The following is a 12,275-nucleotide window of genomic DNA, read 5'->3' as shown; positions in this document are numbered from 1 at the left end:
GCTGCTGGTGGGCGCCATCGGCCTGCTGGGCGGGCAGGGCATTGCCGCCAAAGGCAGTTACCTGGCCTATGGCGTCGCGCTGCTGTGTGCGCTGGGCGGGATCGGCCTGCTGGCCCTGGCGCCGGCGCCCCAGCGTCCGCTGGGCGTGCTGCTGCTGGCGGCAGCCTTGCCGGCCCAGGCCCTGGCCATGGTGCTGGTGGCGCGCCACTATGGCGGCAACGACACGCTGGCCGCCAGCGCCCTGGTGATCGTGCTGGCGCTGGCCATCGGCGCCACGCGCCTGCTGCCGGCGCCGCCCTGGAAGCTGGAGCGCGGCACCCTGACCGTGGCCTTCTTCAGCGCCATCGTGTTTGCCGCCCTGATCCCGATCACCGGCAGCTATTACACCGGCAGCCGCTTTGCCACCGTCAACCGCGATATGGAAACCCGCCTGGCGCACTGGAGCGAGGTGCTCAGCATGATGGACAGCGACAGCCTGACCACGGTGTTCGGCCAGGGCCTGGGGCGCTTCCCGTCGACCTTCCACTGGAAAAATACGCACGGCGAAATTCCCGGCGGCTACAGCTATAACGCGCAGGCGGGCAACCGCTACCTGCAGCTGACCCCGTCGCAATACGCGCTCAGCTACGGCGAGGTGCTGCGCATGCTGCAGCACGTGGACGTGAAGCCCGGCCAGCGCTACACCCTCAGCATGGACATCCGGCGCCACCATGCCTCGGCCTGGCCGTCGGTGATGGTGTGCGAGCGCTGGCTGATTTACCCGCAGGTGTGCAGCATTCCAAAGCTGGTCAACGGGCCGGTGCAGGCCGGCTGGCAGACGCTGACGGCGGAGCTGCCGGTGCGCAGCGCACGCAGCGACAGCTGGGGCGCGCCGCTGGTACTGGAGATTTCCAACAGCTCGCACCAGGCGCCGCTGGAAGTGGACAACGTCAGCCTGCGCGAAGTGGACAGCGGTCGTGAACTGCTGCGCAACGGCAGCTTCAGCGACGCCCATAACTTCTGGTTCTTCAGCAGCGACCGCAACCACATGCCCTGGCACGTGAAGAATTTCGCCATCAACCAGTATTTCGAGCTGGGCTGGGCCGGGGTGGCCGCCACCGCCGTGCTGCTGCTGGCGGTGGGCGCGCCGCTGCTGGCGCGCGGCCTGGGCGGCGACAGCTTCGCCACCATCTGCCTGGCCTCGCTGACCGGCTGCATGATGGTGGGCCTGTTCGATTCGATCACCGACGTGCCGCGCCTGTCGCTGCTGTTCCTGCTGGTGGCGCTGGCCGGCTGCCTGAAGCCGGCGCGCCAGCGCATCAAGGTGCGCCGCCAGCGCGGCGCCGAAGATCAGGACGCCGACGCCTTGATGGCGTGACGCTCGAGCAGGTCGTACAGGGTCGGGCGCGATACGCCCAGCAGTTCGGAAGCCTTGACGATATTGCCTTCCACCCGCGCCAGCGCGCGCACGATGGCCTTGTATTCGGCCTCGTCGCGCACCTGGCGCAGGTTGAACGGTTCCTCTTCCAGCGGGGCGCCGGACAGGCCCAGGTCGTCGCCGGTGATGGCCGGGCCGTCGGCCATGATGATGGCGCGCTTGATGCAGTTTTCCATTTCCCGCACATTGCCCGGCCAGTCGTGGTGGGCGATCTGCGCCAGCGCATCCGGGCTGAAGTGCAGGTTGGCGCGCCCTTCCTGGGCGCAGAAGCGGTTCTTGAAATGCTGCGCCAGCAACACCGCGTCGCCTTCGCGCTCGCGCAGCGGCGGGATGGTCAGCACGATTTCCGACAGGCGGTAGTACAAGTCTTCGCGGAAGCGGCCGGCCTTGACCAGCTCCTTCAGGTTCTGGTGGGTGGCGCACACGATGCGCACGTCGACCGGGATTTCCTCGTGGCCGCCGATGCGCTCGATCACGCGCTCCTGCAGGAAGCGCAGCAGCTTGGCCTGCAGCGGCAGCGGCAGGTCGCCCACCTCGTCGAGGAAGAAGGTGCCACCGTTGGCCGCCTCCACCTTGCCCTTGGTCTGCTTGACGGCGCCGGTAAACGCGCCCTTCTCATAGCCGAACAGCTCGGATTCCAGCAGGGTCTCGGGAATCGCCGCGCAGTTGATCGCCATGAAGCGTTCCTTGGCGCGCGGGCTGCCCTGGTGCAGGGCGCGCGCAATCACTTCCTTGCCGGTGCCGGATTCGCCCAGCACCATGGTGGTGGCCGAGCTGGGCGCCACCTTCTCCACCTGGCGGCACACTTTCAGCATGCCGGGGTCGCGCGAGATGATGCCGGCCAGCGGGCTGTCGGCATTGCCCTGCTGCATGCGGCGGTTTTCCTGCTGCAAGCCGTGCAGGACGAAGGCGCGCTTGATCACCAGCGCCAGCAGTTCCGGTTCGCACGGCTTCTGGTGGAAATCGTAGGCGCCCGTGGCGATCGCCTGCACCGCGTGGTTGCGGTCCTGGTTGCCGGTCAGCACGATGACCTTGGTGTCCGGCGCCAGCGCCAGGATCTGCTGCAAGGTGGCCAGGCCTTCGGTGGCGCCGTCCGGGTCGGGCGGCAAGCCGAGGTCCATGGTGCAGACGGCCGGCTCGTGGCGGCGCAGCTGGGCCAGCGCGGCCTCGCGGTCGCCCGCCACCACCACCTCATAGTCGTCGAAACTCCACTTCAGCTGCTTTTGCAGGCCGGGGTCGTCTTCAATGATCAACAGCTTGGGTTTGCTCTGGCTCACAACAGGTCCTCGCGCCGTCAGGCGGCTTGTTCAATGGTTTGCTGGCGGTACAGCGGCAGGCTGACCGTGAAGGTGGTGCCTTGCTCCGGCGCGCTGCGCACCTGCAGCGTTCCACCCAGCTGGTGGATATATTCCCGGCTTTCAAACGCGCCGATGCCCATGCCGGCCGACTTGGTCGAGTCGAACGGCTTGAACAGGCGCTCGCGGATAAATTCTTCGCTCATGCCGGCGCCGGTGTCGCTCACCTCCACCTGCACCAGCTCGCCGGCCTGCTGCAGCCGCACGCTGACCCGGCCGTCGCGCGGCGTGGCTTCGATCGCGTTCTGGATCAGGTGCCCCAGCACCCGTTCCAGGCGCTCGGCCTCGGCCAGCACGCGCAAGCCCGGCTGGCGCACGTCGAGCTGCGGGGTCGGCTCGAAGGCCGCCTTCAGCGCCACCGCCTGGGCCAGCAGCTTGCCCAGGTCCTGCGGCATGGCGCGCTCGGGCGAGGCGGTACGGCTGAGTTTTTGCAGCATCAGCTTCATTTTCTGCACCGACAGCGTGACCGTCTCCATCATATCGCGCTGGAACTCGGGATTGTTGGCGTGCTTTTCCGCGTTGGCGGTCATCAGCGACAGCTGGGCCACCAAGTTCTTCAAATCGTGCACCACGAAGGTCGACAGGCGGTTGAAGGAATCGAACTGGCGCGCCAGCATCAGGGCATTGTCGGCTTCCTGCTGCGCCAGGTAGGAGGCGGCCTGGGTGCCGGCAATTTTCAGCAGGTCGAGCACTTCCCAGTTGAGCTTGACCTCGCTGCGCGAGGCCATCAGCACCACGAAGCCGGCCAGGCGCCCCTGCAGCAGCAGCGGCACCACCAGCCAGGCCTTGGGGAAGGCTTGCAGCCAGGCCGGCAGCGGCACGTCGGGGTCATGCAGCACATGGGCCGCCACCTCGACCAGCCACTGCTTGCTTTCCATCAACTGGCAGAACGGCGAGTCGGCCGGCTCGCTGGCGTGCTGCGCCTGCATATGCCAGGACGCCACCGGTTCGAAGCGCTGCTCGCGGCGCAGCCACAGGGCGCCGCCCTGGCTTTCCACCAGCGCCGCCAGGGCGGAAATGCTGCGCTCGCCCAGGTTGGGGCCGGTGGCCGACAGGGTACGGGTGAAGGCCAGCCATTCCTCGCGGTAATCGTAGTTGTAGCGGTAGAAGTGCTTGCTGATGAAGACTTTCAGCCAGGCGCGGAAACTGCCCGAGAACAGCACGCCGACCAGCAGGAAAGTGGCGCCGAACAGGAAAGCCAGCTGCATCAGGCCGCCCCACGAGCCGCCCACGAAGCGCAGGTAATAGGCGGCCATGCTCATGGCCAGCAGGTAGCAAGCCGATCCGAGCAGGGCCACCGAATGGAAGGCGACGCGGCGCGACACCGCCAGCTGGGCCGGCCAGGAAGCGCTGCGCAGCAGCGACACCGCCAGCAACGGCACCGTCAGCGCATTGACCATGCCGCGCGCCGCCCACAGCTCGGGATCGAGTTCGCGCAGCAGCAGCATGTCGCTGTACAGGTAGAAATCGTAGGCAAACAGGGCGCCCAGGCCGAGGCAGAAGAACTTGATGGCCCAGCGCACCTGCACGCTGCGGTCGCGGTACAGCTGCTCCACCAGCAGCATGCCCAGCACCGCCATGCCCAGGCGGCCGATGGCCTGCACCTGGAAGCCGAGTCCGGCCGGCAGCACCGACGCCAGCACGGCGGCCAGCGCCATCACCAGGTAGACCGCCAGGCTGACCTGCAGGGTGCGCGAACTGCGCTGCCACAGGCCCAGCATCGACAGCAGCAGGCCGGTCCAGGCCGCGTTGCGCAGCCATTCGGCGCCGTGCAGCACCCAGGCCGCCCACGGCACCACGGTGGCGCTGGCCATCACCAGGCCCCATAGCACCGACAGCAGCGAGGCCGCGGCCAGCGCGCGCCCGTGCGGGCGCTGGCGCCTGCCGGGGACCAGCATCAGGCTAAAGATCAGGAACGCCAGCGCGGCGCTGGCGTAGCTGAAGGCAGCGGTGCTGGTCGGCATCAGGCCTCCATGTCCTTAGCGGCCTCCCCTGAACATGACCACCTTGATGGTATCGATCAGGACCAGCACATCGAGCAGCAGGCTGTTGTTCTTGACGTAGTACAGGTCGTACTGCAGCTTCTGCAGCGCGTCTTCCACCGTATCGCCGTAACCATAGCGCACCTGGGCCCAGCCGGTGATGCCCGGCTTGATGCTGTGGCGCACATTGTAGTAAGGCACGCGCTCGGTCAGCTGCTCCACGAAGTAAGGACGCTCCGGGCGCGGACCGACAAAGGACATTTCGCCTTTCAGCACGTTGAGGATCTGCGGCAATTCATCGATCCGCAGCTTGCAGATGATATTGCCCACGCGCGTGATGCGCGGGTCGTTCTTGGCGGCCCACTGCGGCGTGCCATTCTTTTCAGCGTTCTTGAACATGCTGCGGAACTTCAGCACGCGGAATACATGGCCGTCCTTGCCGACCCGCTCCTGCGAGTAGAAGATCGGCGCGCCGTCTTCGATCACGATGGCGATGGCGGTAATGATCATCACCGGCAGCGACACCACCAGCAGCGCCAGGCTGGCCAGCACGTCGACCGTGCGCTTGATGAAGGTACGCATGAAGCTCTGGTCGAAGCCGCCGCCGAACACCAGCCAGGACGGCTGCACCGACTCGACCCGGATCTGGTAGGTTTCGCGCTCGAAGAAGGTGGCGGCGTCGGTGACCTGGATGCCGTACAGCTTGCACTCCAGCAATTCCTTGATCGGGAAGGCGCCGCCGCGGCGGTTATGCACCGAGACCACGATTTCCGACACGCGCTGGGCATTGGCCAGGGCCACCAGCGAGCCGCCTTCGGGCAGGTGCAGCAGCTTGCCGTGCGGTACGCACACCTCTTCCGAAGGCATGGCGACATAGCCGGCGATATCGTATTTGCGGTAGTTGGTATCGCGCGTGGCCAATTCGCCGCACTCCTTGGCCATCGAACCGCCGCCCAGGAAGATGATGCGGGTGGCCAGGAAATGCGAGCGCGAGGTTTTCAGGAACATGGCGCGGCCGAGCAGGATGCCGAAGCCGGAGATGAAGAACACCAGCACCAGGATGCCACGCCCGAAATACAGGTCCGGCGCCAGGTAGAACACCAGGGTCAGGATGCAAAAGCCCATGGCGAAGGACGGCATCAATTGCAGGAAGAAGGGATTGCGCAAGCCTTCCTGGAAATTGATCTGGTACATGCCGAGCGCGCTCATGCTGAACACAATGGCGGCCGCGAAAATACAGGCCGACATGAAGAAATGGTCAAGCTTTGGCACGGTGAACTGGTCACCGTCGAAAAACCGCAGGCCCGCACCGGCATAGAACGAGCCAATCAGGATCAACACTTCCATGAAGAGCAGGCTGAAGACAACCTTGGAGATGTAGTGATTGGAAATTCTTAGCATTTTTATTCCCTCCCGCTGTACTGCTTATGCCGGCTGCGAGGCGGGGGTGCGCCTTCCAGCCATTTTCTTTATCCCTGGTTTTGCGGGGCCAGGTGGCTGACATACCAGTCCATGGCCTCTTTCAAGCCCTCACCGATACGGTGGGTCGGCTCAAATCCCAACAGCTCGCGCGCCTTGCTGATGTCGGCCTGCGAATGGCGCACGTCGCCGGCCCGGAATCCCTGGTATTGCGCCTGATGCTGCAACAAATGCGGGAAACGCTGCTGCAGCAGTTCGCGCATCATCAGGTACAGCTGGTTGAGGCTGGTGCGCTCGTTGAGCGCCACGTTGTACACCTGGTTGACCGCGCCCGGCGCGTCGGCCAGGGCGGCCAGCAGGTTGGCTTGCACCACGTTGTCGATAAAGCAGAAATCGCGGCTGGTTTCGCCGTCGCCGTTGATGAACAGCGGACGGTTGCGGATCAGGGCCGATACCCACTGCGGGATCACCGCCGCATAGGCGCCTTCCGGATCCTGGCGCGGGCCGAACACATTGAAATAGCGCAGCCCGATGGTTTCCATGCCGTAAGTCCGGGCGAACACATCGGCATACAGTTCATTGACATACTTGGTCACGGCATACGGCGACAACGGCCGGCCGATGGTGTCTTCCACTTTCGGCAGGCCCGGGTGGTCGCCGTAGGTGGAGCTGGAGGCGGCGTATACCATGCGCTTGACTTTGGCGTCGCGCGCCGCCACCAGCATCTGCAGGAAGCCGGTGACGTTGGCGCTATTGGTCAGCAGCGGATCGTCGATCGAGCGGCTGACCGAGCCCAGGGCTGCCTGGTGCAGGACGAAATCCTTACCGGCGCAGGCGGCGTGGCAGGTGGCCAGGTCGCGGATATCGCCTTCGATAAAGGAGAAGGAGGCCCAGGCCGGCGAGCCGACCGCTTCGCGCACCTGGTCCAGGTTGTGCCGGTGGCCGGTGGCGAAGTTGTCCAGGCCCGTGACCTGCTGGCCGAGCTTGAGCAGCGCCTCCACCAGGTTGGAGCCGATGAAACCAGCCGCCCCCGTTACCAGCCAATGGTATCGCTGGCCACGCAGGTGCAGCCGTACGTCGTCGAACTTGCCCACTACAGCCCTCCCAGGCTCCCTAGTACTTTTTATTACAGGCGCCAGACGCTGTAGCCAGCTTCTTCCAGGCCCGTCATATTGAATGCCGACTTGACGTCGACGAAGCAGCCGCCGGGATTCAATTTCGCGGACAGCTCGCCCAGCGACAATGCGAGCAGCTCCTTGTGCGAGACCGCCGCCACCAGCGCATCGGCTTGCGGCAGGCTGTCCCAGCTTTCCAGGCGGATGCCGTATTCGTGCATCGATTCCTCGGCGTCGGCCACCGGGTCGTGCACGTGCACGTCCAGGCCGTAGGATTGCAATTCGAACACCACGTCCGCTACTTTAGAATTGCGCAAGTCCGGGCAGTTTTCCTTGAAGGTCAGGCCCAGCACATTGACTTTGGCGCCCTTGATATGGCTGCCCGCCGCGATCATCTGCTTGACGGTCTTTTCCGCCACGAACTTGGCCATGCCGTCGTTGATGCGGCGCCCCGCCAGGATCACCTGCGGGTGGTAGCCGATCATGTCGGCCTTGTGGGTCAGGTAGTAGGGATCGACGCCGATGCAGTGGCCGCCAACCAGGCCGGGACGGAATGGCAGGAAATTCCACTTGGTGCCAGCCGCCTGCAGCACTTCCAGCGTATCGATGCCAATCTTGTCGAAGATGATGGCCAGTTCGTTCATCAGCGCGATGTTCAGGTCGCGCTGGGTGTTCTCGATCACCTTGGCCGCTTCCGCCACTTTGACGGAGGAGGCGCGGTAGACACCTGCAGTCACAATCGACTCATACAGTTTAGCCACTTCGTCGAGGGTTGCAGGGCTATCGCCGGAAACTACTTTCAGGATTGTGGTTAAACGGTGCTGCTTGTCGCCCGGATTGATGCGCTCCGGCGAATAGCCGACGTGGAAGTCCTGCTGCCATTTCAAGCCGGAATGTTTTTCCAGCACGGGAATGCACACCTCTTCGGTGGCGCCCGGGTACACGGTCGATTCGTAGACCACGATGGCGCCCTTTTTCATGTGCTTGCCGACGGTGGTCGAGGCGCCGACCAGGGGGCCGAAATCCGGTGCGTGGGCATTGTCGACCGGGGTCGGCACGGCCACCACGATATAGTCGGCCTCGGCCAGCACGGCCGGGTCGTAGCTCACGCTCAGTTGGGTGGCCTCGCGCAGTTCCTGTTCCGACACTTCACCGGTCGGATCGCAGAACTTGCGGTAATTCTCAATCTTGGCTTGGGACAGGTCGAAACCGATGGTTTTGCGCTTCTTGCCGAACTCTACCGCGAGAGGCAGGCCCACATAACCCAGGCCTACGACTGCTACAACCTTGTTGTCATCCATATCAGGTTCCCGTGAGAATTACCTATTTGCATTATGCTAATAATATATATCAGAAGGTAAGCGACTACAATGCAGGGTTCACAATTCCCCGGGCAAATGCAACACCAATCTATGGAATATTTGCCAAGTCTCTTGCTCATTTGATACGTCTTATCAATTTTACACGAGGCCCTGCCGGCTGTCACAGCCTTTCGTCGCGCCGCACCCACAAAGCAACGCAGGCGGCCCCCGGCCGCCTGCGGTCTTGACACAACGCAATGGTTTCAGTGGCTCAGCGCCAGCGGGCGTGCCTGCGGCGCGGCGCTGCGGGCGGCGATTTCCTTCAGCTTGAAGACCGCGATGGCCTGGGCCACCCATTCGGCCTGGCGCGCCAGGCTGCTGGCGGCGGCCGCCGCCTGCTCGACCAGGGCGGCATTTTGCTGGGTGATGTCGTCGATATGCACCACCGCCTGGTTGACCTGGCCGATCCCGCGGCTTTGCTCCTGGGTGGCGTTGTGGATCTCATCCATGACACGGGTGACCCGGCCCACCGAGGCGATCACCTGGCTCATGGTGGCGCCGGCGTTGCTGGTCAGTTTCGCGCCGGCATCGACCTTGGCGATCGAGCTGTCGATCAGCTGCTTGACTTCCTTGGCCGCCGTGGCCGAACGCTGCGCCAGGCTGCGCACTTCGCTGGCCACCACCGCAAAGCCCTTGCCGTGTTCGCCGGCCCGGGCCGCCTCCACCGCCGCATTCAGCGCCAGGATATTGGTCTGGAACGCGATGCCGTCGATCATGCCGATGATGTCCAGGATCTTGCGCGAAGACTGGCTGATGTCGTCCATGGTCTGCACCACCTGCGACACGATGCTGCCGCCTTCGGCCGCCACGGTGGAGGCATGGCTGGCCAGCTCATTGGCGCTGTGCACGCTGGCCGCGCTCTGCTGCACATTGCTGGTCAGCTGCTCCATGCTGGCGGCGGTCTGCTGCAGGCTGGAGGCCTGCGATTCGGTGCGGCCCGACAAGTCCAGGTTGCCGGTCGCGATTTCGCTGGTGGCGGTCTGGATTTCCTCGAAATTGCTGCGCACGTCGCCGATGATGCTGTGCAGGTTGACATTGGTCTGGCGCAACGCGGCCAGCAGCTGGCCCATTTCATTGTCGGCGCCGAGGTCGATCACCCCGGTCAGGTCGCCGCCCGCCATCTTGCGCGCAAAACTGGTGGCCTGGCGTAGCGGCTCGACGATGGCGCGCTGCAGCGAGTACCAGAAGTACAGGGCGGCGGCAATGAAGCCGGCATTGGTGACGGTCAGCCACAGCGGCGCCCCTTGCAGCGCGCCCAGCACCGCCAGGAAGGCCAGCAGGGCGGTCAGCCCGGCCATGCCGATGCCGATGTGGCGCGCCAGCGACATATTGCGCCATTGGTCGGCCCAGTTGCGCCAGCCGCGCTGGCGTACCCGGCCGCGCTCCAGGCGCAGGCGGCGTGGATTGCTTTCGCGCAGTTCGCGGTACAGGCCTTCGGCCTGCGCCACCTGCTCGCGGCTGGGTTTGGTACGCACCGACATATAGCCGACCGGGCGGCCCGCCTCGATCACCGGCGTCACATTCGCCAGCACCCAATAGAAATCGCCATTCTTGCAGCGGTTCTTGACCAGCCCGGTCCACGGCATGCCGGCCCGGATCGTGCCCCACAGGTCGGCAAAGGCCTCGACCGGCATGTCGGGATGGCGCACGATGTTTTGCGGCGCGCCGATCAGCTCATCCTCGGTAAAGCCGCTGACTTCGATGAAATACGGGTTGGCGTAAGTGATCTTGCCCTTCAAGTCGGTGGTCGACACGATGGTCTTGCCGTCGTCCAGGATCACTTCCTCGTTGCTGACAGGGGTATTCAGGCGCATGGCGCAGCTCCTTAGCGGTTCAAGGGAAAAATATCGGGCTCGAACCGGGAGCTGGGGTTCGCATGGCGGGGCGGGAGGCGGGTTGGGGCATCCCTGCCATGTCATGCGCTTGATTATAGAAAGTGCTGTGCTGCGGAAACTCACCAAAAGTTGCAATAGAAAAATACAATCAGCGCTGGCCGGCCACCTGCTTGTCCGCCAGGGCAGCCCGGTACTCGCCGGCGCGGCGGTTCACGGCGTAGCAGTACAGCGCGCCATTCAAGTGCCGCCAGCGCGTTTTGGGCAAGGGACGTTTCAGGCGCAGCAGCACCCGCCCCAGGTAGTACAGCCAGCGATGGTAGTTGGGCGACGCGAACCACAGCATGGCGTTGTAGCGGTGCACCAGCGGGAAGCAGCGTAACTGCCAGCGCTGCAACAGCTTGCGCTCGACCAGGAAGTCGAAGAATTCCCGCCGCAGGCCCGCATTGCGCGGCACCGCCGGCCGCGCCAGGACCGCCGCCGTGGCCAATTTCTTCTGGCCAAACAAGGCCCGCGGCACGCCGGCGCTTTCCGCCAGCCGGCGCGCGATCGGCCGGTCGTAGTCGCCGCCCAGGCGCCAGGGATCCATCGCGGCCGACTCCGTCACATCGACGATGGAGGGGCGCTCGCGCGCCCCGCAGTAAATCAGCGGCAGCAGGATAAAGCCGCGCTGCAGCCGCACTTCAGTCAGGCCGTGGCCGCCCCCCAGGTCGCCGCGCCGCAGCTCGGAACCAATCGGCACGCCCGGATGCACGCGCCGATGGTCGCGGCTGGGGTAATACAGTTCGCCGTGGGTACCGGTCAGCAGCACCGACGGCGACTCGATATGCCGCACCACGCCGGCAAAACTCAAGTCCTCGCTATTGCAAATGCCGGCGAAATACAGGTATTCGTCGCTGCCCAGTGCCTCATACTCGCGGCGCGCGATGGATTGGCAGGGAATCCCCAGGCAGGCCGCGATATCGCTGCCGTCATCGCACTGGGCGTCGCCCGCCTCATAGTCGGCAAAGGCATTTTTTACCTTGCTGTCGCTGATGGTAAACACCTGGTCAATGCCAAACGGCGCGGCCACCGTGTTCACCGCCGTGCTGTCGTAGCCGCGCGACTGGGTCGACAGCACACGCAGCGGCCGCGCACGGCGCCGGTCGCGTGCGTTGGCCAGCAGCGCGCCGCAACGCTCGCTCATGAAGGCGGCATACTGTTCATAGCTGCCGAACGCCCCCACGCCTGGCTTATCGAGCAACAGCACCTGGCCATTGCGCACCGCCAGGTTGCGGTAGATCAGGCGGCGCACGGCGCCGTCGCGGGTCGCGATCTCGGCCTGGTAGTGGTCGATGCCTTTCTTGATCGATTCGGTATTGGCCGGGTAATCCGCACAGTCCGGATCCAGCTCGTCGCCGCAAGCGGCCAGCAGCAGGGGCAAGGAATTGGCGATCAATAACTGCTGGCCAGAATGGCGGTAATACAGGTAATCCGTGTTGGCGCAGCTGGGCACGAACACCGGGCCGTCAGGGTGCCGCACCACGCCGCTGCCGAATACGGTGGCGCTCTGGTCAAAGGCGCCGGCGCTGAAATCGCCATCCCACACCCCTTCCACCACAAAGTCGGGGCCGTTCTCCAGCCAGCGCCCATGCTGCAAGTCGGTGTTCCCGGTCGCGACATCGACCTGCGCCAGCCAGGCCAGCGGCGGCAGCGAAGGAACCATCTGACAGGCAAACCGCGATTCAGCCATGAGCAACATATCGAGCATCTGCATCTCCCATTTTGCAATTAATTGCAATTAATACACCAAAA

8 protein-coding genes are annotated in these 12,275 nt (G+C 64.6%); 1 reads left to right on the top strand and 7 read right to left on the bottom strand.

Annotation, left to right across the window (positions count from 1 at the left end):
- Window positions 1-1,357 (top strand): hypothetical protein (locus AAHE99_RS07385; protein WP_342116017.1); only part of this gene is annotated, 1,357 nt, incomplete at its 5' end.
- Here AAHE99_RS07385 and prsR read toward each other — a convergent pair.
- The 7 genes from prsR to AAHE99_RS07350 form a co-directional block, all read right to left on the bottom strand.
- Window positions 1,330-2,694, bottom strand: coding sequence for a PEP-CTERM-box response regulator transcription factor (gene prsR / locus AAHE99_RS07380; RefSeq protein WP_342116014.1), 1,365 nt, complete (start codon window positions 2,692-2,694; stop codon window positions 1,330-1,332). The genes AAHE99_RS07385 and prsR overlap by 28 nt on opposite strands.
- Before the next feature lie 17 nt (window positions 2,695-2,711).
- On the bottom strand, window positions 2,712-4,736 hold the full coding sequence (gene prsK, locus AAHE99_RS07375; RefSeq protein ID WP_342116011.1) for an XrtA/PEP-CTERM system histidine kinase PrsK: 2,025 nt from the start codon (window positions 4,734-4,736) through the stop codon (window positions 2,712-2,714).
- A 15-nt stretch (window positions 4,737-4,751) separates the two neighbouring features.
- Window positions 4,752-6,155 carry a TIGR03013 family XrtA/PEP-CTERM system glycosyltransferase gene (locus AAHE99_RS07370; protein ID WP_342116009.1) on the bottom strand — a complete coding sequence of 468 codons (1,404 nt, stop codon included), beginning with the start codon at window positions 6,153-6,155 and terminating at the stop codon, window positions 4,752-4,754.
- 68 nt (window positions 6,156-6,223) lie between these two features.
- Window positions 6,224-7,267 carry an SDR family oxidoreductase gene (locus AAHE99_RS07365; RefSeq protein ID WP_342116007.1) on the bottom strand — a complete coding sequence of 348 codons (1,044 nt, stop codon included), beginning with the start codon at window positions 7,265-7,267 and terminating at the stop codon, window positions 6,224-6,226.
- A gap of 32 nt (window positions 7,268-7,299) precedes the next feature.
- Window positions 7,300-8,589, bottom strand: a complete 1,290-nt coding sequence (locus tag AAHE99_RS07360; RefSeq protein WP_342116005.1) for a nucleotide sugar dehydrogenase — start codon at window positions 8,587-8,589, stop codon at window positions 7,300-7,302.
- Between the two features lie 263 nt (window positions 8,590-8,852).
- Window positions 8,853-10,463, bottom strand: a complete 1,611-nt coding sequence (locus AAHE99_RS07355) for a methyl-accepting chemotaxis protein (protein ID WP_342116002.1) — start codon at window positions 10,461-10,463, stop codon at window positions 8,853-8,855.
- Window positions 10,464-10,632: 169 nt separating this feature from the next.
- A complete protein-coding gene (locus AAHE99_RS07350; RefSeq protein WP_342116000.1) occupies window positions 10,633-12,231 on the bottom strand; it encodes a hypothetical protein in 1,599 nt (532 codons plus the stop codon).
- Window positions 12,232-12,275 lie beyond the last annotated feature (44 nt).

The organism is Pseudoduganella sp. OTU4001 (genome assembly GCF_038440195.1).
In the GTDB taxonomy this organism is placed as follows: domain Bacteria; phylum Pseudomonadota; class Gammaproteobacteria; order Burkholderiales; family Burkholderiaceae_D; genus Rugamonas.
Note: the sequence above shows the minus strand (reverse complement) of the source record. Positions and strands in the feature narration are given on the sequence as shown.

Excerpts from the sequence above, each read along its gene's own strand:
- AAHE99_RS07360 (WP_342116005.1), bottom strand. The coding sequence starts at position 8,589 with ATGGATGACAACAAGGTTGTAGCAGTCGTAGGCCTGGGTTATGTGGGC.
- AAHE99_RS07355 (WP_342116002.1), bottom strand. The coding sequence starts at position 10,463 with ATGCGCCTGAATACCCCTGTCAGCAACGAGGAAGTGATCCTGGACGAC.
- AAHE99_RS07350 (WP_342116000.1), bottom strand. The coding sequence starts at position 12,231 with ATGCTCGATATGTTGCTCATGGCTGAATCGCGGTTTGCCTGTCAGATG.
- AAHE99_RS07370 (WP_342116009.1), bottom strand. The coding sequence starts at position 6,155 with ATGCTAAGAATTTCCAATCACTACATCTCCAAGGTTGTCTTCAGCCTG.
- prsK (WP_342116011.1), bottom strand. The coding sequence starts at position 4,736 with ATGCCGACCAGCACCGCTGCCTTCAGCTACGCCAGCGCCGCGCTGGCG.